Source organism: Hydrogenimonas thermophila (assembly GCF_900115615.1).
GTDB classification, from domain to species: domain Bacteria; phylum Campylobacterota; class Campylobacteria; order Campylobacterales; family Hydrogenimonadaceae; genus Hydrogenimonas; species Hydrogenimonas thermophila.
Genome location: NZ_FOXB01000012.1, coordinates 12519 through 34570 on the forward strand (window position 1 = coordinate 12519; position 22052 = coordinate 34570).

Annotated in this window: 21 protein-coding genes; 7 read left to right on the forward strand and 14 right to left on the reverse strand. The window is 35.3% G+C overall.

The features are described 5' to 3' along the window. Positions 1–3: 3 nt before the first annotated feature. The 3 genes from BM227_RS05500 to BM227_RS05510 are packed head-to-tail and all read right to left on the reverse strand — an operon-like array spanning position 4 to position 4384. A complete protein-coding gene (locus BM227_RS05500) occupies positions 4–1572 on the reverse strand; it encodes an ArnT family glycosyltransferase (protein ID WP_092911963.1) in 1569 nt (522 codons plus the stop codon). Beyond that, on the reverse strand, positions 1569–2900 hold the full coding sequence (locus BM227_RS05505; RefSeq protein ID WP_092911965.1) for a UDP-glucose dehydrogenase family protein: 1332 nt from the start codon (positions 2898–2900) through the stop codon (positions 1569–1571). The genes BM227_RS05500 and BM227_RS05505 overlap by 4 nt, the downstream gene beginning before the upstream one ends. A gap of 5 nt (positions 2901–2905) precedes the next feature. Next, a complete protein-coding gene (locus BM227_RS05510; RefSeq protein WP_092911967.1) occupies positions 2906–4384 on the reverse strand; it encodes an ArnT family glycosyltransferase in 1479 nt (492 codons plus the stop codon). Positions 4385–4567: 183 nt separating this feature from the next. Here BM227_RS05510 and BM227_RS05515 point away from each other — a divergent pair, with 183 nt between their 5' ends. Beyond that, the gene (locus tag BM227_RS05515; RefSeq protein WP_092911969.1) at positions 4568–4885 is read left to right on the forward strand and encodes a hypothetical protein; all 318 of its coding nucleotides are present in this window, start codon (positions 4568–4570) and stop codon (positions 4883–4885) included. A gap of 11 nt (positions 4886–4896) precedes the next feature. On the opposite strand, the gene hemH is transcribed toward BM227_RS05515, so the two are convergent. Next, on the reverse strand, positions 4897–5838 hold the full coding sequence (gene hemH, locus BM227_RS05520; RefSeq protein WP_092911970.1) for a ferrochelatase: 942 nt from the start codon (positions 5836–5838) through the stop codon (positions 4897–4899). A 122-nt stretch (positions 5839–5960) separates the two neighbouring features. On the opposite strand from hemH, the gene BM227_RS05525 reads away from it, so the two are divergent. Together BM227_RS05525 and nspC are read left to right on the forward strand one after the other, a co-directional pair. Then, complete coding sequence (locus BM227_RS05525; protein ID WP_092911972.1) at positions 5961–7160, forward strand: saccharopine dehydrogenase family protein; 1200 nt, start codon at positions 5961–5963, stop codon at positions 7158–7160. After that, positions 7157–8293, forward strand: a complete 1137-nt coding sequence (gene nspC / locus BM227_RS05530; protein WP_092911974.1) for a carboxynorspermidine decarboxylase — start codon at positions 7157–7159, stop codon at positions 8291–8293. The genes BM227_RS05525 and nspC overlap by 4 nt, the downstream gene beginning before the upstream one ends. Positions 8294–8300: 7 nt before the next feature. On the opposite strand, the gene BM227_RS05535 is transcribed toward nspC, so the two are convergent. Further along, a complete protein-coding gene (locus tag BM227_RS05535; RefSeq protein ID WP_092911976.1) occupies positions 8301–8570 on the reverse strand; it encodes a hypothetical protein in 270 nt (89 codons plus the stop codon). A gap of 69 nt (positions 8571–8639) precedes the next feature. On the opposite strand from BM227_RS05535, the gene BM227_RS05540 reads away from it, so the two are divergent. Beyond that, positions 8640–9191, forward strand: coding sequence for a class I SAM-dependent methyltransferase (locus BM227_RS05540; protein ID WP_092911978.1), 552 nt, complete (start codon positions 8640–8642; stop codon positions 9189–9191). Positions 9192–9366: 175 nt separating this feature from the next. Further along, the gene (locus BM227_RS05545) at positions 9367–9585 is read left to right on the forward strand and encodes a cold-shock protein (protein WP_092911979.1); all 219 of its coding nucleotides are present in this window, start codon (positions 9367–9369) and stop codon (positions 9583–9585) included. 44 nt (positions 9586–9629) lie between these two features. Here the strand turns inward: BM227_RS05545 and glmS are convergent, their stop codons facing one another. From glmS to rpmH, 7 genes are read right to left on the reverse strand one after another with little or no spacing between them, the layout of a single operon-like run. After that, on the reverse strand, positions 9630–11429 hold the full coding sequence (glmS, locus tag BM227_RS05550; RefSeq protein ID WP_092911981.1) for a glutamine--fructose-6-phosphate transaminase (isomerizing): 1800 nt from the start codon (positions 11427–11429) through the stop codon (positions 9630–9632). Positions 11430–11438: 9 nt separating this feature from the next. After that, positions 11439–12782: a tRNA uridine-5-carboxymethylaminomethyl(34) synthesis GTPase MnmE gene (mnmE, locus tag BM227_RS05555; protein ID WP_092911983.1), complete on the reverse strand. Its 1344-nt coding sequence runs from the start codon at positions 12780–12782 to the stop codon at positions 11439–11441. After that, entirely contained in the window at positions 12779–13714 is a 936-nt protein-coding gene (locus tag BM227_RS05560) for a Jag N-terminal domain-containing protein (RefSeq protein ID WP_092911985.1), read from the reverse strand. Before BM227_RS05560 ends, mnmE begins: the two co-directional genes overlap by 4 nt. After that, on the reverse strand, positions 13714–15291 hold the full coding sequence (gene yidC / locus BM227_RS05565) for a membrane protein insertase YidC (protein WP_092912042.1): 1578 nt from the start codon (positions 15289–15291) through the stop codon (positions 13714–13716). Before yidC ends, BM227_RS05560 begins: the two co-directional genes overlap by 1 nt. 23 nt (positions 15292–15314) lie before the next feature. Beyond that, entirely contained in the window at positions 15315–15635 is a 321-nt protein-coding gene (gene yidD / locus BM227_RS05570) for a membrane protein insertion efficiency factor YidD (protein WP_425431713.1), read from the reverse strand. A 12-nt stretch (positions 15636–15647) separates the two neighbouring features. Further along, complete coding sequence (gene rnpA, locus BM227_RS05575; RefSeq protein WP_342707887.1) at positions 15648–15986, reverse strand: ribonuclease P protein component; 339 nt, start codon at positions 15984–15986, stop codon at positions 15648–15650. Continuing rightward, entirely contained in the window at positions 15974–16108 is a 135-nt protein-coding gene (rpmH, locus tag BM227_RS05580) for a 50S ribosomal protein L34 (RefSeq protein ID WP_092911990.1), read from the reverse strand. The genes rnpA and rpmH overlap by 13 nt, the downstream gene beginning before the upstream one ends. Positions 16109–16316: 208 nt before the next feature. On the opposite strand from rpmH, the gene BM227_RS05585 reads away from it, so the two are divergent. Beyond that, positions 16317–17183 carry a TIGR01777 family oxidoreductase gene (locus BM227_RS05585; protein ID WP_092911991.1) on the forward strand — a complete coding sequence of 289 codons (867 nt, stop codon included), beginning with the start codon at positions 16317–16319 and terminating at the stop codon, positions 17181–17183. Here BM227_RS05585 and BM227_RS05590 read toward each other — a convergent pair. Next, positions 17180–17665, reverse strand: coding sequence for a pilus assembly FimT family protein (locus BM227_RS05590; protein ID WP_092911993.1), 486 nt, complete (start codon positions 17663–17665; stop codon positions 17180–17182). The two genes, BM227_RS05585 and BM227_RS05590, sit on opposite strands and share 4 nt — an antisense overlap. Before the next feature lie 228 nt (positions 17666–17893). Further along, positions 17894–20470: an ATP-dependent Clp protease ATP-binding subunit gene (locus tag BM227_RS05595; RefSeq protein WP_092911994.1), complete on the reverse strand. Its 2577-nt coding sequence runs from the start codon at positions 20468–20470 to the stop codon at positions 17894–17896. 251 nt (positions 20471–20721) lie between these two features. Here BM227_RS05595 and BM227_RS05600 point away from each other — a divergent pair, with 251 nt between their 5' ends. Next, entirely contained in the window at positions 20722–22038 is a 1317-nt protein-coding gene (locus BM227_RS05600; protein ID WP_092911996.1) for a S41 family peptidase, read from the forward strand. The last annotated feature ends 14 nt before the right edge of the window (positions 22039–22052 follow it).

Here is a 22052-nt window from a genome sequence, read left to right on the forward strand (position 1 = left end):
TTACTATTTATTTTTCATTTTATTTACACGAACAATGACAATGCCATACTTTTTAAAGATAGGCTGATAACTCTCTATCTCTTTTAGCTTTGTCACTTTTGTAAGTACAATTTCACCATTTTTAGGAACTCTTTTTGGAACTAAATTTTGGGAGTATACCATAAAACTAGGCATATTAATTCCCCACATAACTACGCTTAATTTATGTTTTTTAGTAAATAACGCAGCATCTTTTATAGGCTGTTGCGCTAATGCAGCATATGTAGGAAGAACTGTTCCGTTTATAAGCAATATAGAGATTATAGAGGTAAAAACTACTTTAACAAAATTACTATACTGCATCTTCCATACTATAAGAAGCGCTGCAAAAAGTATAGCAATCTCCATCTTATATCTCCAACCAAACAGCTCTTTACCTTCTATTATTAAAGCTTTTGCAAACTCATCTTTTATAGTTGGTAAAATAGCCTGTGCAATCTCTGGTAAAAAGATAAGAGCAGTCATCAATATTGCAACAGGAAGAATAATCCATAGAGATGAACGAATCTTTTCAAAGCCAAGAGCCATCAATACAAACAGAGGTGTATACCCATAGATTACATAGTGTGGAAGTTTTGTTCCTGAAAAAGAGAAAAAGATGAAGACAAAACCAAACCATAGTGTCAGAAACAAAATACGCTCATCTTTAAACCACGTTTTTAGCTGGCTGAATGCAACAAGTAAAATACCAGTATGAGGCATTGTACCAACTAACAAAACCGGAATATAGTATAAAAAAGATCCACTATGACCTTCAAATGAGTTTTCAAAACGAGAGAGGTTATGTTTGAAAAAGAATCCTTCAATAAACTTCATTCCCTGATCTTGATACTCTAACCAATACCAAGGAGCAGCAATTAAAAGAAATATCAAAATTCCTATAGGATTAAAAACAGATTTAAGCCAAAAGAGAAGATCTCGCTTTAAGGCAAAATAGATAAATGTTACTACAAACGGAACCATAATAGCAACAGGCCCCTTGGTTAAAACACCAAATCCAATTGCTGCAAATGTAATGTAAAGCCATAACTTTTTTTCTGTTTGGATATAAAGAAAAATAGCAAACATACTTGACGCGATGCAAAGATTAAGCAATGCATCTGCAATAGCCGCTTTTGCAATGACACTTATTTGAAGTGCAGAAGCCATAAAAATGGCACTTAAAAGTGCTATTTTTCGATCATAAATATATTTTACAAATTTATAAAAAATTAAAACCCAAGCAGTTGCAGCTAAGCTTGATGGCAGGCGTAAAGCAAACTCATTAAGTCCAAAGAGCTTTACACTAACTGCTTGTAGCCAATAGATGAGAATTGGTTTATCAAAACGAAGTTCACCACCAAGATAGGTGGTTATATAGTTACCAGAGGCAAGCATCTCCCTTGTTGCCTCGCTAAAAGCCCCCTCATCCAAATCAAACAGGGGGACACTACCAAGATTAAAGAAAAAACTCAAGTAGATAATAAAGCCAAGGAATAATAATCCATAACGCTCTACATAGTCTTCAACGTTGTTAGCAGTAACAGGTTTCAAGCTTTCGGCACCCCAATCTGATAATACTCAAACCCTTTTTTATTCATCTTCTCAATGTTATACTGGTTTCGTCCATCAAAGATGATAGGATTTTTTAGTCTTTGTTTCATCTCATCAAAGTCAGGGCTTCTAAACTCTTTCCACTCTGTAACCAAAAGCATTGCATCAGCATCATTTAATGCGTCATATTTGCTTTTAGTGTACTCTACGTTTGGATTATCTTTTAGGTAAAACTCTTTTGCTTCATCCATTGCTTTAGGATCGTAAGCTTTTATTTTTGCGCCTCTTTTGGTTAGTTCATTGATAATTGTAATTGAGCTTGCTTCTCTCATATCATCAGTTTCTGGTTTAAAGCTAAGTCCCCAGATAGCAAATGTTTTTCCATTTAAGTCTTCACCAAAGCGTTTTATGACTTTTTCGGCAAGTACTCTTTTTTGATCTTTGTTTACCTCTTCTACTGCTTGAATGATTCTTGGTTTATATCCTGCATCTAGGGCTATTTTATTTAGAGCTTGAACATCTTTAGGAAAGCAGCTTCCACCATAACCGCATCCTGGGTAGATGAAGCTGTAGCCTATACGTTTATCGCTTCCTATTCCTATGCGTACTTTATTTACATCTGCCCCTACTCTTTCACAAATATTTGCTATCTCATTCATAAAGCTGATTTTAGTTGCTAAAATAGCATTAGCTGTATATTTAGTCATTTCAGCGCTTCTTACATCCATAGCTATGAAGCGTTCGTGGTTATGTGTAAATGGAGCGTATAGCTCTTTCATAACTTCTAAAGTCTCTTCATTTTCAGCACCGATTACTACACGATCTGGTTTCATAAAGTCTTCTATAGCTGAACCCTCTTTTAAGAACTCTGGGTTACTTACTACTTCAAAAGGAATATTTACACCACGTTTATCTAACTCTTTTTGGATTGTCTCTTTTACTTTATCAGCAGTTCCTACTGGAACAGTTGATTTATCTACTACAATCATTTTATGAGTCATATATTTACCAATATCTTGGGCAACTTTTAGAACATATTGTAAATCTGCACTTCCATCTTCACCTTGAGGGGTTCCAACTGCTATGAATATGACATCTGATTTTTTGAGAGCCTCTTTAATGTCTGTAGTAAATTCCAAAGTACCTTTTTTATAGTTCTCTTTGACCATACTCTCTAGGCCCGGCTCATAGATGGGAATAATTCCTTGTTTTAGTTTTTCTATTTTATTTTCATCTATATCTACGCAGATTACGCTATTGCCCATCTCGGCAAAGCAGGTGCCTGTTACCAGGCCTACGTAGCCGGTGCCTACTATGCTTAGTTTCATTATCTCTATTCTCCTTCTTTATAGCCATTAAAATCTTTAAGATAGTATACATAATAGATCATTTTATAATCTTTATATAGAGGTATAACAATTGTCTTAATCTTTTCAACCTTCTTAAAAGAAGATGCTACATCAGATATATTTTCACGATTTGTTACAAAAATAAAATTTTCACCAATATGCTCTTTTAAATCCGTAGTAAGCTCATAATGGTCAAGCAAAGTACCTTTAGGATTCCATTTAACTGCATCAAAAGGGTGAGGATGAATGTAATAAATTAACTCTGCCATTGTTTTACGATCGTCACTAAGAAGCTTTGCATCAGGGTAATTCTTTATTATGCTTTCAACTTCTTTGCCCAACTCTTTCCAGCCTAACACTCTTTTATATGGATCAGTTTTTCTTGTTAACTCTATTCCTAATGCTTTTGTTATGTCATGATAGTGGTAAAAGAGTACTCCTAAAAATATGTTGACTCCAATTGCAGTGTAAAGCCAACCTCTTTTATTATGCATAACAAGCCACGCAACAACTAAAACAGTAGAAGCTACATACATTGGAGCCGACCAGTTAGCATGAGCACGAGAAAGCAGACTTATAGTAAGTATCAACATAAAAAATGGAACTATAAACCACCAAAGTAGATATAGGTTATTATCTTTTTTTAGTGATTTAAAGCGAAGTAGCAGTATAAGTAACCAGCCAAAAAGAATTGGACCAAAAACACCAAACTGTGCTCCTAAAAACTCAAACATTCGTCCAGGATGAAACAACTCTCCTTCTAAATGTGCATTATCTTCTGTATGTTTAAAACTGACAAATTCATGAGTATAGTTCCAGTAAAGATTTGGCAAATATATAAGTGCTGCCAGTACCATTGTTACATAAAGTTTTGGATTTTTAAGATGATAGCGATAAGTTTTAGATGTAATAAGATATGCAAAAGCAGAGACAACAAAAATGATCATTGTATACTTGCTAAGAAGACCACCTCCTCCTGCAATGGCGATAATAAGCCAATCTCTCCAGCTATCACTTTTAAGTGCTTTAATGAAAAAGAGCATTCCTAAAGACCAAAAAAACAAAAACGGTACATCTGTAGAGATAATGAGCGAAGAGAGCCAGACAGCCGGCAACATAACAAAAGCTATTGCACTATAAAATGCAACCTTTTCATCAAAAAGCTCTTTTGCAAGAAAATATATGTTTATTGTAGTTAACATATAAACAATAGGAGAGGCTATTTTAATACATACAAATCCATCACCGCAAATTGAAGTACTCAGCATAATAAGCCAAGCTACCATAGGAGGTTTGGAGTAGTAACCAAAATCAAAATGCCTTGACCATCCCCAATAGTATGCTTCATCAGCATACAGATCAATAACAGAGCTAGCCTGTGTTAACATATATATTCTATATGCTGTCACCAAAAAAAGTAAAATAAACATATTTGTAAATGAATAATATTTTGTTTCTCTCATTGCAATCCTATTAGAAATATTTGTTGGTATTTTAGCAAAAAATCTGATTCTTGATATATTAAATTTTTTTAGATAAAATATAAGTTCCCGCGATGAACCGCTTGCTTAAGTAATCTGTTACGTAATTGAATCGTAATATTGATTATATAGCATAAAATAAATAAATCAAGAAAGGAGGAAAAGATGATACATGAACTCAATGGAAGAGTAATCAAAATCATAGGCACAAAATACCCACGCCTAAGACATTTGATTCGCAACCATCCATATACTAAAATAGTAGGTATAGGTGTTATGAAATGCCTGTTAGATGATATGCAAATGACACCTGATGAAATTTCAGATGAACTGCTTACGGAAATGATTGAAAAAGGAATTGAGCTTTATCATGAAAAGGAAGATGAGATAAATGAGCTTCCTGTACTTGAACAAAAGCGCAAAGTTCTTTGTAAATCACTTAAGCAAATAGCAACAAGCCACTTAGAGACAGTAGCCTCTTAAGTGACACTTAACTACTTCATTTGACGATATAAAGCTTCAACTGCTCGGACAAAACTATCCGAGTCATTTGGACAACGACATACCTTATAGGTTTTAAAGCCAAGCTTTTGGGCTACTTCACGATACTCTATATCAAGTTCAAAGAGTGTTTCTGAATTATCTATAGTAAAGGCTATTGGGTAAATCAAAGCCTTTTTGTTTTTTATCTCTTCAAGAACCATTTCTAAAGATGGTGTAAGCCATTTTAGAGGACCAACCTTAGATTGATATGCCAAATGAACCTGATTAAACTCTACTCCCTGCTGCTTTAGCCTCTCTACATGCAAAGCCACCTCTGCTTCTACCTGTTTTTGATAAGGATCACCTTTTTTTATAACACGAACAGGCAATCCATGAGCAGAAAAGATAAGGTTTAATGACTTAGGATCTTCATTACCAATTCCTTCAATAATGCGTTCTTCAACACTTTCAAGGTAAGGCTCAAAATCATAATAATGCAAATGACTCACAATTGTAGGATGATAACCAATATCCTTTGCAGCAGCACGTATATCCTCTATTGATGATGCTGTAGTTGTAGTTGAAAATTGCGGATACATAGGAATCAAGTATAATTTTTTAATCCCTTCCTCTTTCAATCTTTTTAAAACATCTTTTGCAAAAGGAGGAGTATATCGCATAATAATCTCAACCTTTGCATCACCTATTCGCTCTTGAAGTTTTTTTTGAAAACTTTTTGTAATGCTAAGAAGAGGTGAACCTCCCCCTATCTTTTCATAATTCTCTTTTACTTCAGGCAAACGAGTTTTAGTAATGTAGTTTGCAAGATTTTTACGTACAAACGGCGGTGCACCAATAATACGATGATCGTTAAACATGTTTTTCATAAAAATTTCTATCTCATCGTAGTTTGAAGCTCCGCCCATATTCATTAATATGATTGCTTTTTTCATTAATAAATCTACCCTTAGTAGTTAAAATTATTAAGAATTATGCCAAACTCACTATTTAGTAGAGTTTAACTCTTGGATTTTGAGTATAATTACATTTATTTCACACTAAAGGTTGAGATGTCATGAATAGAGTATTAATTATCGGTGCTGGCGGTGTCGGACGAGTTGTAGCGCATAAGTGTGCGCAAAACAGTGAAATTTTTGAACATATTACATTGGCTAGCCGTACGCTATCTAAATGTGAAGCAATTCGTGATGAAATAAAAGAGAAACAGAATAAGTCAATCGATGTAGCACAGGTTGATGCTGACAATGTTGAAGAGCTTGTTAAGTTGATCGAAGAGGTTAAACCATATGTTGTTATCAATGTTGCTTTGCCATATCAAGACTTGACTATTATGGATGCTTGTTTAAAGACAAATGTTCACTATCTTGATACAGCCAACTATGAGCATCCAGATACAGCAAAATTTGAGTATAAAGAGCAGTGGGCAAAAGACCCTGACTTTAAAGCAAACGGTTTGATGGCACTTCTTGGTAGTGGGTTTGATCCAGGTGTTACCAATGTCTTTTGTGCCTATGCGCAAAAGCACTACTTTGATGAGATTCATACTATCGATATTTTAGACTGTAACGCAGGTGATCATGGCTATCCGTTTGCAACTAACTTTAACCCAGAAATAAATATCCGTGAAGTTAACTCAAAAGGACGATACTGGGAAAATGGCAAGTGGATCGAAACTGAGCCAATGGAAATAAAAATGGTTTGGGACTACCCAGAAATTGGCCCAAAAGATAGTTATCTTCTTTACCATGAAGAGGAGGAGTCACTTGTTAAAAACATTAAAGGTCTAAAACGTATCCGCTTCTTTATGACCTTTGGTGAAAGTTATCTAACCCATCTTAAAGTGCTTGATAACATTGGTCTTACACGAATTGATCCTATTGAAGTAGATGGATGTAAAGTGATTCCTTTACATGTTGTTAAAGCACTTTTGCCTGATCCTGCAAGCCTTGGACCACGCACTAAAGGAAAAACCAACATCGGTGTTGTTTGTGAAGGTATTAAAGATGGTAAAAAGCGTAAAATCTATATTTACAATGTCTGTGACCATCAAGAGGCATATAAAGAGGTTTGCGCACAGTGTGTTAGCTATACAACAGGTGTACCTGCCATGATTGGTGCAAAATTGATGTGTGAAGGCAAATGGATGAAAGCAGGTACAATTAATATGGAGCAGATGGACCCTGATCCGTTTATGGAAGAGCTTAATCGCCAGGGATTGCCTTGGAATGTCATTGAAATGGATCCTGAAAAGTGATAGACTTTAGCAAAGTTCCAACCCCTTGTTACGTTTGTGAAGAGGAGCTTCTGGAGAGAAACCTTAAGATCCTCGACCGTGTTCAAAAAGAGAGTGGTGCAAAGATTTTGCTTGCTCTCAAGGGCTTTGCTATGTGGAGTACCTTTGATCTGGTTGGCAAATATCTTTGCGGTACAAGTGCCAGCGGTCTGCATGAAGCAAAGCTAGGTCGTGAGGAGATGAACAAAGAGGTACATACCTACTCTCCAGTCTTTAAAGAGGAAGAGATTGAAGAGATTGCAAGACTCAGTGATCATATTGTCTTTAACTCTCCTGAACAGATACGACGTTTTTTAAAAAAGTCAAAAGCGGTCAATCCATCAATTTCTTGCGGTCTTCGGGTCAATCCGGAGTTTTCATCGGCACCTGTTGACCTTTACAACCCTTGTGGTCTTTATAGCCGACTTGGCACAACCATTGCCAATTTTGATCCTGAAATTTTAGAAGAGCTAGATGGACTGCACTTTCATGCACTCTGCGAGCAAAACGTCGATGCCCTTGAAGGGGTTCTGAAAGCATTCGAAGAGAAGTTTGGCAAATTTATTTCTAAGATGAAGTGGATCAACTTTGGGGGCGGTCATCACATTACCCGTAAAGATTATGATGTTGATCGTTTGATTGAAGTGATCCGTGATTTTAAAGCTCGTTACAACAACATTACCGTCTATTTAGAGCCAGGAGAAGCTGTTGGATGGCAAACAGGACCATTGGTAGCTTCAGTGCTTGATATTATTTATAATGGGATGGATATTGCAATACTTGATGTGTCAGCTGAAGCACATATGCCAGATACCTTAGCGATGCCTTATAGAGCTGAAGTGCGTGGAGCGGGTGAAGCTGGTGAAAAGTCTTATACCTATCGTCTTGGTGGTAATACCTGTCTTGCAGGTGATATTATGGGTGATTACAGTTTCGATAAACCGCTTAAAGTGGGTGATAAGATTGTCTTTGAAGATCAGATCCACTATACAATGGTCAAAACGACCACATTTAATGGGGTACAACATCCATCTATTGCCATTTGGACTAAAGAGAATGAACTTAAAATTGTAAGAGAGTTTAGTTATGAAGATTTTAAAAATAGACTCTCATAAATTAATTTTACGAATCAATCTGTTTAGCAATATCTGCTATGCCCTCTTCTAACTTTTTGCGATTTTCATAAGTAAAAAATGAAGGGGGCTTAGCCTCTTCTTTGTAGTGTATGCATATGGCATAATGTAAAAGATTTACATCTTGGTTAGCCATTTTGTCAAACCACTCCAGCGAGATTGGTGTTACAGTACCATCTGCATATTTTATAATGGCAGCTGGATATAGCTGACTGACATTGTCAAGATCTATTGTTTCATTTTGAATTGTAAGTGTCACGCTTTCCCCCATTTGTTGATGTGATATACTAAACAAAGTTGCTTTAAAAGTTGGTTACAAAGGCATGAAATGATTGAAGACAAATATAGATGGAATGAAAGATATAAAACTCTGCCACCACCTCAAAATCCAAGTGATCTACTACTAAGATACATTGATCGTATCAAAGGAAAAGATGTATTAGATATTGCAGCAGGATTGGGAAGACATTCTCGTATTTTAGCAGAAAATGGTTGTAAGGTTGATGCTATAGAGTATAGTGATGTTGCAATAGAATCTTTAAGAAAAATAATAGGGGTTAATGCCATTGAGATGGATTTAGAGAATGGATGTAGTTTAGAAAAGAGTTATGATGCTATTTTATGTTTTAACTATCTAAACAGAAATCTTTACGATTTTATGATTAACCACATAAAAGATAATGGAATTATTCTCTTTGAAACATTTGTATTTGATGAAGAGAATGAGTGTGCACCAAAAAACCCTGACTTTTTACTAAGAAAAAATGAACTGTTAAAGGTTTTTGGCTCACTTCATATTATAGAATATAAAGAGTCTAATGTTATAAAACAGAATGGTCAAAAGGCGCTGATGGCTTCTATGGCTGCGATAAAAAAATAAAAATATAGAAAAAACTTGCTTTTATAAAACTTTTCAGCTATACTTCCAGCAAGAAAGATGATTTAGATTCTCGTCTTTGTGTGTGACCGTTCTACCTCGACCCTTCGAATTAGAGTTTTTAACCCGCAAGATAGCTTCAAAACACTTTTCAAATTTAAACAACAAAGGTATCGCAATGGCAGATATTATCAATGGAACAGTTAAATGGTTCAATAGTGAAAAAGGTTATGGATTCATCCAACCTGAAGATGGAAGTAAAGATGTATTCGTACATTTCAGACAAATTAACAACCCAGGTTATGGACGTGTTTCATTAGATGAAGGTCAAAGAGTAAGTTTCTCAATTGGTCAAGGTGAAAAAGGCCCACAGGCAGAAAACGTTACACCTCTGTAATTAACTTCAAAAGAGTGGCTTTTTAAGCCACTCTCTCTTCTACTTTACTCTACCGTTACACTTTTAGCCAAGTTTCTAGGCATATCAACATCATTTCCTAAACGAATAGCTATCTCCATAGCAAGCAACTGTTCAACTACCATCATTTCAAAAAACTCAAGCATTGGATGGTTATGATTATGAGTTAAGATAAAATCATCTGCAAGATCAAAAATTTCTGGTGAGATTGCCAATATTGTAGAGTCTCTTGCACTTAACTCCTCTACATTACTTTTTGTTTTATCGTAAAGCAGAGTTTTTGGCATCAAAGCTATTGTAAAAAGTTCAGCATCAGCCAAAGCAATAGGTCCATGTTTCATCTCTCCGGCAGGATAGCCTTCTGCGTGAAGATAACTAATCTCTTTTAGTTTTAAAGCCCCTTCAAGTGCTAAAGGATAGAATATATCACGCCCAATAAAAAAGAAGCCGTGCCCATGCAAGTAACGTTTAGAGAGACGTTTACACTTTTCATGTATATCAAGAGCATTTTTTAAAACAGTAGGAACATGCCCAATAGCATCAAGCTCTTTGTTTATTTGACTATCTTCTAAAACACCGCATCTCTTTCCAAAATAGAGAGACAACATCCATAAAACCATAACTTGCGTAGCAAAAGCTTTTGTGCTTGCAACCCCTTTTTCTATTCCAGCTCTAGTTAAGATTGTGGTATCTGCTAAGCGTACAATAGATGAGTTGTCAACATTACAAATAGCCAATGTCTTTAATCCGGCATGTTTTGCCATTTTAAGAGCTTCAAGAGTATCGGCAGTCTCACCACTTTGACTAATAACTATAAATAGCGTATCTTTTGTCAGCAGTGGTTCTTTATAGCGAAACTCACTGGCTATCTCCACTTGTACAGGCAGTTTTGATAATCTTTCAAAAAGGTAACTAGAAACCAATGCAGCGTGATAACTTGTACCACAAGCACAAAGTTTTATGCGTGAGATACCATCTAAGAAGTTTTCATCTATCTCTTCAAAAGAGATCTCATTATCTAATACACGCCCTATCATTGTATCGCTCATCACTTCATACTGCTCATAAATCTCTTTTTCCATGAAGAAGCGATACCCACCCTTTTGAGCTGTTAGTTTATCTCCTGAAAGTGGAACGAACTGTAGAGTATGAGGTTCAGTATATATGGAATCTGGTGTTGCATACCCAATTGTACCATCCTCCATATATGCAACCTCTTTAGCTTCGCCAATCAAAGGTGCATCTGATGAGGCAAAAAAGACTTCATTCTCACTGTTCTTACCGATAATCATCGGCGAACCTTTACGGGCAAAATAGATAGTATCAGGAGTTTTTTGGGTTATAAGTAAAACTGCATAAGCACCTTCTAGTCTCTCAATTGTTGCTTTAAAAGCAGCAAAAGTATCTTTATAGTGCTCATACTCTTTTTCAAAAAGGTGAACAATTACCTCTGTATCTGTCTGGCTTAAAAAATTTACACCACAATTTTCCAGTTCAGATTTTATTTCACGATAATTTTCAATAATACCGTTATGAACTACATAACTGTAATCACCCATATGAGGATGGGCATTCAGTTCGGTAGGTTTTCCATGCGTTGCCCATCTTGTATGACCGATTCCAACACCTAAACCATCAGTTAAAAAGTTTTTTGTCTTATTATCTAAATTTGTAAGTTTGCCAACAGCTTTAAAAGAGTCTATCTTTCCACTCTGCATTACAGCAATTCCTGCAGAGTCATATCCGCGATACTCTAACTCTCTTAAACCTTCTATTAGTTGACTTTTGATCTCTCTTTTTCCAATATATCCAACAATACCACACATATATTATCCTTACTTTCCTAAGCAAAATTCGCCAAACATTTTATCCATAATATCATTAAAGTCGACTGGTTTTGATATAGAACTGATAGCAGAGATTGCATCATTTAGATGGAATGTAAATATCTCCAATTCACCCATTAAAAGTGGCTCTTTTGCTTGAGATATTGCACTTCTAGCTCGTTTTACAGCTTCTATTTGTCTTGCTGAGATTAAGAGCAGTTCATCTCCTTGTGCCATTTTTGAAAGTCTCTTTTCCAATTCAGAAAAAATCTGTTCAGCTTTATTGTCTTGGCTTAATTGCAATGGATTAAATTGTTCTAACTTTTTTGTATCTAATTTTTTAGGAAGATCTATTTTGTTTAATGCAACTATTATCTCTTTATTATTGCCTGATTTCTCAAGTAGAGATAGTATTTGCTCATCTTCTTCATCCCAAGTCCTACTTACATCAAAGATTGCAATAACTATATCACTCTGTTCAATTGCCTCTACAGATCTTTCTATACCAATCTTTTCAATTGTATCTGATGAGTCTCTAATTCCTGCTGTATCTATGATACGAATCAGATGTGAACCAACTCTTATCTGTTCTTCAATAGTATCTCTGGTAGTACCGGCTATATCACTTACAATAGCTCTTTTATAACCTAACATTGCATTTAGTAAAGAGCTTTTCCCAACATTTGGTTTGCCTACAATTGAAACTTTAAAGCCTTCTATCATACCCCGTCTGCGTTCACTAGAACTAACTATCTGCCCTATTTTAAGCTCTATCTCTTCAAGCTGATGAAGAATGTTATTTACTATATCATCAGGCAAATCTTCTTCAGCATAATCAATAGTAACTTCAGCAAATGCAACAGCTCTAAGAAGCTTTTCTCTTACATCATCTACAAACTCTCTAAGCTCACCTTTCATCTGTCTAGCTAAGATCTTGGCAGTTTCATCACTTTTTGCTTCTATCAGTTTTGCTATCGCTTCTGCTTCTGTTAAGTCTATACGACCACCCAAAAACGCTCGACGGGTAAATTCGCCCGGTTCTGCAAGCCTTGCACCATAGAAAAGTACGGTTTCTAGGATCTTTTCAGCAACAATAGAGCCGCCATGACATTGAAACTCTACTACATCTTCAGTAGTAAAACTATGGGGAGCTTTAAACCAGATAACAATCGCTTCATCTATAAGTTCATCATTTTGATTGTAAAGGGAAGAGAGGTGGGCATATCTAGGAGAAAAAGTTTCTCTTTTGGTTACTTTTTTAGCGATATCTAAAGCATTATCACCACTTACACGAACAATAGCAACCGACCCCACCCCGCTTGCGGTGGCGACGGCAGCTATAGTATCACTCATCGACGCTCCAAAAACTCATTGATAATAATGTATCGACCACCTTCTCTGTTTGTGCGTACAGCTACATATTTATTAGGGAAAATCTCTCTTAGACGCTTGAGTGCTATTTGAACAAGAATACCATCAAGAACTTTTGTTTGGGCTCTGCCTTCAATCTCAACACGCTCTATAATTGGCTGAAGATAATTTTCTATCATAAGTTCTTGATTTTGTAAAAATTCAGCAATTTCCAAGCGTACTTTGTAGCCATATTTTCCGTTGATCCAATTATAGATAAGATATGCTAGCGATTTATATCTGTATCCCTCTTTACCTATGAGAAGTGCAGCATCTTCACCTTTAAACTCAATGAAAATTGTTTCATCATCATATACACTTACACGAATCGGCTCAAGGTTGAAACAAGCAGAAGAGAATAGTTTATTAATCTCTTCTTCAACTATATTTACTACTGTATTTATATCTAAGGATTCTGTGTAGAAGTTATCAAAAATTTCACTCTCTTTTTTCAGATAATTTCTCTCTTTTTCTTCAACCTGCTCTTTTTCTTCTACAGGCTGCTTTTCTGTACTAGGAAGAGTATCTTCTATTTTTTCTTCTTCAACCTTCTCAATCTCTTTAACTTCTTCAATCTTTTGAGATACCTGTAACTCTTCTTGCTTCTCTTCACTCTTTTCTATCTCATCAGTGCTCGATTCAGTTTTTGCCTTTTGCTTAGGTGCTTCTTCTTTTAGCTCTTCTTTTTCTTCGCTTTTTTCTTGAACTTTTTTAGTACATTGGGCTACTATAATGGCAGGTTTGCGCCCAATTCCAAGAAAACCTTTAGATGGATTTTGAATTATTTGAATCTCCAGTTCAGTTATTGAACAGGAGAACGCCTTTGCTGCTTCAGCGTATGCTTCTTCCAGTGTTAAAGCTTCAAACTTTTTCATTATTCAGCCTTTTTATGCTTTTCCAACATCTTGTTGATAACAAGTTGCTGTGCAATAGAGAATATATTGTTAGTCAACCAGTATAACACAAGTCCGGCAGGGAAAGTAACAAAGAAGAAAGTAAATATGACTGGAAGCCACTTAAATATCTTCTCTTGCATAGGATCAGTAAAGTTGTTTGGTGTTACCATTTGATGTAGCCACATTGATGCACCCATCAAAATTGGCAATACATAGTATGGATCCATTACAGAAAGGTCATGAATCCAAAGTATCCATTCTGCACCTTTAAGCTCTATTGCATTCAAAAGAACTCGATAAATAGCAAAGAATACAGGTATTTGCAGAAGCATTGGTAAACAACCGCCTAGAGGATTTGCTTTATGTTTTTTATAAAGCTCCATCATATGCATATTCATCTTTTGCGGATCGCCTTTATACTTCTGCTGAATCTCTTTAATTTTAGGAGCAAGCTCTTTAAGCTTATGCATAGAGACCATGCCTTTGTACGTCAAAGGATAAAGCAATATACGAATAAGAACAGTCAATGCAACAATTGTCCATCCCCAGTTAGGAATAAAACTATGAAGCCACATAAGAACTTTAAACATTGGAGCTGCTATAAAAGTGAACCAGCCAAACTCAATGATTTTTGTTAATTCAGGATGAATAGATTGTAAAATTTTATACTCTTTTGGTCCTATATAACCATGTAAAGTTGTTTCACTTCCCTCTTCTTTTATAAAAAGAATAGGATTATCTTCTGCATCTTTGTTTATTACAACATCCATTCCTTTCTCAAAATCATAGAAAGCTGTAGCATAGTAACGATCAAATGCAACTGCTATACGAGCTTTTCTGAAAGCTTCAGTACCTTTAGCATCTCCATCATCTATAATAGTTAAAGTTCCATCAGCCTCTTCTACCATAACGCCATGCACTGTATAACTATCTATTCTTAAATCTGGTCTATATCCTGGTGAAATAAAGTATGGCTTGGAATCACTAAGCTTAACTGTTATATCATAGTGATGATCTGGATAGATTTTTACTCTCTTTTCAACAATCAAACCATTGAGATTTTGTGTAAAGAGAATCTCTTCAGGCTTATCTTTGCCAATATTCAGTTTAGATACAGAAACAGTATAAGGCGTTTTAAATGCAAGTTCATTGAGTTTAGGATCACTAAATCTTATCTCAAGAGGTTTTGGAATTTTAGGAGAATTGAATAGTTTAAGCTCTTTTCCCTCTTCAGTACGATACTGCTTATCTTTTAGATATACTTGAGAAATTCTACCAAGAGCATCAAATTCTATAGTAGCATTAGATGTCTCAACTGTTGCTATTACATTTGTTAACTTTTTATCTGCTGTTTGACTTTTTTGTGTTGGAGCAACACTTTTTTCAATTGCAGAAGAGGTTGTCTCCGATATAGTTTTACTATCTTTTACAGTTGTTTGAACTGTTCTGTTTTGATCAACCAAATGTTTTGGTTTTGGCATAAAAAAGTAATCATACCCTATAAAAACAAGTAATGAAAGCACGGTTGCTATTACAACACGCGTTTGTGTATTCATGTTATCTATCACTATCAGCCTTTCTAATAAATATTTTTTATAACTTTACATCCATCAGACTCAGGTACATACCAAAATTTGATATTAGAAACCCTATTTGAAACTTGGATGGCACTAAAATGTTTACATGAGATTTTTGGATAATCTATACCACCGTCGAAAAATTGGTTGCAACGAAGTATTCTAAGTAAAGAAGAAAAAAGTGCTTTGATGATGTTTGGATTGGTTTGAATTTGCCACTTGGCATATTCTGAGCATGTTGGATAGTATCGGCAGCTTCCAAACCCCAAAAGTGTTAAATACTTCTGGTAAAACTTTAAAGACTCCGACAGTATCTTTCTGATCATCTCATAGCCTCATTGCCCAATATCCAATCGTTTAATAGCCCGTCTAAAAGCTTTTTCAAGCTCGTTGAATGGTGTATCAAGTATAGGTGGTTTTGCAACCAAAACATATTTACCATTTTTCAGCATCGGGATCATTTTTAAAAAAAGAGCCCGTAGTCTACGTTTAGCACGAGCTCTTTTTACGGCGTTGCCAATCTTTTTACTAGCAACAAAGCCAACGCTGCATTCTCTCCCATCAGGTACTGCAAAAAGCACGAATGACTTATCGTGCCATCGTTTGTTAGATTTATATACCCTATTAAAATCAGCTGTACGCTTAAGGGAGCTGTAGTGAATTAAACCGCCAATCGCTTACGACCTTTTGCACGGCGTGCATTGATGATTTTACGTCCATTTTTTGTCTTCATTCTTGTTCTGAAACCATGTGTACGTTTGCGTGGAGTGTTATGTGGTTGATAGGTTCGTTTCATCTATCTTTCCTTCCTCTATTTTAGATTTAAGCCCGGTATTTTAATTAAATTTCGCTTAATAATAGATTAGAAGATTTTATAGTGATAATTTATTATTGCACAAACTGAAGTCTCAACTCAAATAAAAATCTCCAATAAAATATTTAATATTATTTAATACTAAAAGGATACTATGATAATTATAAAGCCAAATTTAAAAGGTTAAAAAATGAAAGTTGTTATAAGCGGTGCAAGCGGTTTTGTAGGTAGTCATTTAACAAAAGAGTTTGAAAAGAGAGAATGGAATATAACTCCTTTGATACGTTCTGATTTTAAGTTATCAGATAGTGAGTTTAGCAAAAAATTTATTGGAGCAGATGTAGTTATACATTTAGCCGGTGCGACAATTAATAGACGATGGAGTGAATCTTATAAAAAAGAGCTATATTCAAGTCGTATTGATACAGCAAAAAAAATAGTAAATGCTATGGCAATAATGGAGAAAAAGCCAAAACTTTTTATCTCTACATCTGCAGTAGGCATATATGCTGGTGATGGACAATATAATGAAGAGAGTGCTGTCTATGCCAATAATTTTTTAGGTAGTCTTGCACAAGATTGGGAAAAAGCTGCTTTGGAGGCAAAAAGTTTAGGAGTAAGAACCGTAATATTTCGTTTTGGTATTGTAATGGGGCATGGAGGTGGCGTATTGCAACAAATGGTGCCAATGTTTAAGCTGGGACTAGGAGGAACTATTGGAAATGGTAAACAACCATTTTCATGGGTACATATAGACGATCAGATGAGAGCATATTTTTATATCATAGAACATGAAGATTTAGAAGGAATATTTAACCTTATGGCACCTACACCAACTACAAACTATGGCTTAACCAAAGCATTGGGAAAAGCTCTGCACAGACCTACTTTTTTTATAATACCAAAGTTTCTTTTGAAGCTGAGATTTGGCAGTGAGGCTGCAGAAGTATTTGCAGGTGGGCAATATGTAACGCCTTTAAGACTTCCAAAAGCTGGTTTTGAGTTTAAGTTTAGAACTATAGAAGATGCATTAAATGATCTTTTTGATAAAGATTAAAAATTTACCTCTTCTTGAATATCTTCATCTCCCCACTTCTCAATACACATTTCTCTTAACTTTTCATGTGTTGATATTTTAATATTTTTGCAATTTATTCTATATTTTATTACATTTTCACTTTTATTTAAAGTTATTCTCAATACCACTTGAGGAGTTGCATATGTTTCATCTCTTAATGAATAAGTACCATCTTTATTATAATCTCCATTGGTTGTATAGTTCCACTTTAATCCAGGGACTAACTCTTTTTCATTAATAATTAAAATATCATTAAGTTTAAATGTTGAACTTCCTTCAAGATACATCCAGTTAATTGCATTTTGAACTGCTAAATCAAGCCCTGTTGTAACTGTATAAGACATACTTTCAATTACAGTTCGCTCTTTTAAGTTAATAAAATGTGATATACCTACAGCAGCTAATAATCCAATAACTATAACTATAAATATTAATTCTAATAATGTAAATGCTTTTTTCATTCCAACTACCTAAATATTCAGCTATTGCAATAGTAGCAATTAAAAGTAAGTTATAAGATTAATATTGGAATTAATAAGTAGTCTAAGAACAAACCTTAAAGAATATAGACTTATAGAAAAATTTGTAAAATTAATATCGTACAAACTGCTTTTTTTTTAAGTATTTATTGAAGAAACAAGCTGGATATAATAATTCCAGCTTGTTATAGTGAAGTCAATTAAGAAGTACTATTTATTAATATGTACTATAATCTCATCATTTTCAGCATCGAAGATGACACTGTCACCCTCTTTGACCTTGTCTTCAAGAATAAGCTCAGCAAGTTTGTCTTCGACAAGCTCATAAAGTGCTCGTTTAAGTGGTCTTGCGCCATAAACTGGGTCAAAACCTGCCTTAGCAATGAGTTCTTTTGCTGCATCGCTAAGTGAAACTTTGATGTCTCTTTCTTTAAGTTTATCTTGAATATTTCTAAAGAGAATATCCACAATTTGTGTAATTGCACCTTGATCAAGTGGATTAAAGATAACAATGTCATCAAGCCTATTCAAGAATTCTGGCTTGAAGTACATCTTCAACTCATCTTTAACCGCTTTTTCTCGATCTTCTGGATCTTTAAACTCCATAATCTTATCACTTGCAATGTTAGATGTAAGGATGATAATGGTATTTCTAAAATCTACCGTAACACCCTTATTGTCAGTTAACCTTCCATCATCTAACACTTGCAACAAGACATTAAAGACATCTGGATGCGCCTTTTCAATCTCATCGAAAAGAATTACGCTATAAGGTTTTCTACGTACCGCTTCAGTAAGCTGTCCACCCTCTTCGTATCCAACATATCCAGGAGGCGCACCAACAAGGCGACTTACCGCATGTTTCTCCATATATTCGCTCATATCAATACGGATCAAAGATTTTTCCGTATCAAATAAGAACTTCGCCAATGTTTTGGCAGTTTGTGTCTTACCAACACCTGTTGGACCAAGGAATAGGAAACTTCCAATTGGTCTATTCTGTTCGCTTAGACCAGCTTTGTTACGCTTAATTGCTCTTGCAACAGCTTTAATTGCAGTCTCTTGTCCTACAACATCTTGTGCAAGAACATCTTCAACATGTAAAATCTTCTCTTTTTCACTCTGCAACATCTTAGTTACAGGGATCTGAGTCCAACGGCTGACAATTTTGGCGATAGCTTCTTCATCAACACTGTTTTTAAGCAGTGTACCCTCTTCTTGCATTCTTTCCCACTGCTCATTGAGTTGTTTAAGTTTTTGATCAAGCTCTGGGATCTTGCCATACTCAATCTCAGCGGCTTTGTTGTAATCGCCATTTCGTTTCGCCATCTCCGCTTCATTGCGCAGTTTATCAATATCGACTTTGATCTGTGCAATTTCATTAAATACACTCTTCTCAGTCTCAAATTGCGCTTCAAGCTTACGTCGTTTCTCTTCAAGATCAGCAAGTTCTTTTTCAATCTCTTCTAAACGTGTTTCATTCTTTTTAGACTCTTCCATCATTAGAGCCTCTTTTTCAACCTGTAGACGGCTGATTTCACGTTTTACACGTGCAAGCTCGGTAGGCTCACTCTCAATTTGCATTTTAAGCTCTGCAGCTGCCTCATCAATAAGGTCAATAGCTTTATCAGGCAAATAACGATCCGTAATGTAGCGTGCAGAGAGTTTTGCTGCTGCTACCAATGCACTATCTAAAATAGTTACATTATGGTGAGCTTCTAGCCGCTCACGCAATCCTCTTAAAATTTGTAAAGCCTGATTAATGTTAGGCTCATTTACGTGCACTGGCTGGAATCTTCGTTGAAGTGCCGCATCTTTTTCAAAATATTTGCGATACTCTTTAAGAGTTGTTGCACCAATTGTATGCAACTCACCTCGTGCCAGTGCAGGTTTTAACATATTTGCAGCATCCATACTTCCTTCAGATGCACCTGCTCCAACTATAGTATGGATTTCATCAATAAAGAGGATAATATCACCGCTATTTTTAACCTCTTCAATAACTGCTTTTAAACGATCTTCAAACTCACCGCGATATTTGGCACCTGCTATCAATGCACTCATATCAAGAGCTATAACACGCTTGTTTTGTAAGCTTAACGGCACCTCTTTATTTACTATTCTCTGTGCCAATCCTTCAACAATAGCAGTTTTACCAACACCTGGCTCACCAAGCAATATCGGATTGTTTTTTGTCTTACGGATCAAAATCTGCATTACCCGCTCAATCTCTTCATCACGACCTATGACTGGATCTAACTCTCCATCTATCGCTTTTTTATTTAGATCTATACCATATTTTTCAAGAGCCTCAAGTGTCTCATCTGCTGTTTGACTCTCTATCTTCTTACCGCCGCGAATAGCCTCAAAAGTCTTTTTAAGCTCCATTATATCGACATACTTACCAAGTATATCTTTAATTTGTGCATTCTCTAAATTTGCAAGCAACCAGGTATCAACAGCTAAGTATTGATCACCTTGCTTTGCCATCAAACCTTCAGCTTGCTGTAGGCTCTCTTGCAATGCACGAGAAATTTTAATATTTTCTTTTGTAACAGTTGAAACCTTTGGTAATCTATCTGCTACACTTTTAGCTTCAAGCTCTATAGGAGCTTTATCTACTCCCATACGATTTAATGCTTGATTTAAAACACTTCCACTGTTTGTTAATAGTGCCCATACAAGATGAGCTGGTTCAACTTCAGGGTTTTTATTGTGTAGTGCAAGACTTACACCTGATTCAATTGTTTCAGTCATTTGGTGTGTTAATTTTTCAAATATGCTCATTAGCAACTCCTTTTTTAATACCTAAATCTGTAACAAATGATTTATTTTACTATCATCTGTTAAATTAACTGCGCGTATTATATCAAGTTTAGTCTATTAATGTCAAGGTTTTTAATTTAAATCTCTAAATGTTTCTAAATTATTCAGTTATAACCTGAAAATTAAATGAACTTTTTTTATTTATCAACATTTCAGTGTCAAATTACTATAATATCAGCCAAACAATTTATAGATTACAATGGATCAAATAGATGAAGAAAAAAAGAGGTTTTATAGCAGCCGGTTTTCTATCGACAGCTACAGCTCTAACATTAATAACAACCCCTAACCTGTTTGCTAAAAGTGATACCAACACTACGGTATCTAAACTTGAAGCTTTAACCAAATTTACTAGAGTCATAGGTACTGTTGAGAAGTATTATGTTGACGACTTGACTATCAATGAAATAATTAATAAAGCCATCAAGGGATTAATGGCAAATCTTGATGCTCACTCATCTTTCCTTGATGCAAAAAGTTTCAAGGAGATGAAGATCCAAACAAGCGGTGAGTTTGGAGGCTTGGGGATAACTGTAGGAATGCGCGATGGTGCATTAACTGTCATTGCTCCTTTAGATGGTACTCCAGCATATAAAGCGGGACTTAAATCAGGTGATATTATTTTAAAGATAAACAATCAGTCAACACTAAATATGACACTTGATGAAGCTGTCTCGCTTATGCGTGGAAAACCTAAAACAAAGATTAACCTGACAATTGTTAGAAAAAATGAACCAAAACCTTTAGTTGTAACTATTGTTCGCGATATCATCAAGATACAATCTGTCTATACTAAAAAGATAGAGAATGATATATTATACATTCGTGTCGTATCTTTCGATAAAAAAGTTGTAAAAGATATCAAAAAAGCTTTAACAGATAACCCAAGTGCAAAAGGTATTATCATTGACTTGCGTAACAACCCTGGTGGATTGCTTGATCAAGCAGTGGGTACAGTCGATCTTTTTGTGGATGAAGGTGTAATTGTTTCGCAAAAGGGTCGTGTTAAAAATGAGAATGAAGTCTATAAAGCTCATAAAAAAGGTACATACACAAATATTCCTATAGTTGTACTTGTAAATGGTGGAAGTGCCAGTGCAAGCGAAATTGTCAGTGGTTCACTTCAAGACCATCGACGTGCAGTAATTGTTGGTGAAAAAACATTTGGTAAAGGTAGCGTTCAAATCATTATGCCTGTAAATGAGACAGAAGCTATGCGTCTTACAATTGCACGCTACTACCTTCCAAGTGGTCGTACAATACAGGCAGTTGGAGTAACTCCTGATATTGTAGTACCTTTTGGTAAAGTGACTATTGAAAAAGATACATTCTCTATAAAAGAGGCTGAACTTAAAAAGCATTTAAAAAGTGAGTTAGAAAAGATAGAGGGTAAAAAAGAGGATAAAGCAGAAAAAGTTGATCCTAAAAAAGAAAATATCATTACAAAAGAGGATCTTTATAATGATAATCAGCTAAAAGAGGGTGTTGATATTTTACGTGCTCTCATAATCACACAAAAACAAAAGTAAATTTAGGAGAAGAA

Coding starts and splice junctions, on each gene's coding strand:
- BM227_RS05505 (WP_092911965.1), bottom strand. CDS start 2,900: ATGAAACTAAGCATAGTAGGCACCGGCTACGTAGGCCTGGTAACAGGC.
- BM227_RS05510 (WP_092911967.1), bottom strand. CDS start 4,384: ATGAGAGAAACAAAATATTATTCATTTACAAATATGTTTATTTTACTT.
- BM227_RS05515 (WP_092911969.1), top strand. CDS start 4,568: ATGATACATGAACTCAATGGAAGAGTAATCAAAATCATAGGCACAAAA.
- hemH (WP_092911970.1), bottom strand. CDS start 5,838: ATGAAAAAAGCAATCATATTAATGAATATGGGCGGAGCTTCAAACTAC.
- BM227_RS05525 (WP_092911972.1), top strand. CDS start 5,961: ATGAATAGAGTATTAATTATCGGTGCTGGCGGTGTCGGACGAGTTGTA.
- BM227_RS05540 (WP_092911978.1), top strand. CDS start 8,640: ATGATTGAAGACAAATATAGATGGAATGAAAGATATAAAACTCTGCCA.
- BM227_RS05545 (WP_092911979.1), top strand. CDS start 9,367: ATGGCAGATATTATCAATGGAACAGTTAAATGGTTCAATAGTGAAAAA.
- glmS (WP_092911981.1), bottom strand. CDS start 11,429: ATGTGTGGTATTGTTGGATATATTGGAAAAAGAGAGATCAAAAGTCAA.
- mnmE (WP_092911983.1), bottom strand. CDS start 12,782: ATGAGTGATACTATAGCTGCCGTCGCCACCGCAAGCGGGGTGGGGTCG.
- BM227_RS05560 (WP_092911985.1), bottom strand. CDS start 13,714: ATGAAAAAGTTTGAAGCTTTAACACTGGAAGAAGCATACGCTGAAGCA.
- yidC (WP_092912042.1), bottom strand. CDS start 15,291: ATGAATACACAAACGCGTGTTGTAATAGCAACCGTGCTTTCATTACTT.
- rpmH (WP_092911990.1), bottom strand. CDS start 16,108: ATGAAACGAACCTATCAACCACATAACACTCCACGCAAACGTACACAT.
- BM227_RS05585 (WP_092911991.1), top strand. CDS start 16,317: ATGAAAGTTGTTATAAGCGGTGCAAGCGGTTTTGTAGGTAGTCATTTA.
- BM227_RS05590 (WP_092911993.1), bottom strand. CDS start 17,665: ATGAAAAAAGCATTTACATTATTAGAATTAATATTTATAGTTATAGTT.
- BM227_RS05595 (WP_092911994.1), bottom strand. CDS start 20,470: ATGAGCATATTTGAAAAATTAACACACCAAATGACTGAAACAATTGAA.
- BM227_RS05600 (WP_092911996.1), top strand. CDS start 20,722: ATGAAGAAAAAAAGAGGTTTTATAGCAGCCGGTTTTCTATCGACAGCT.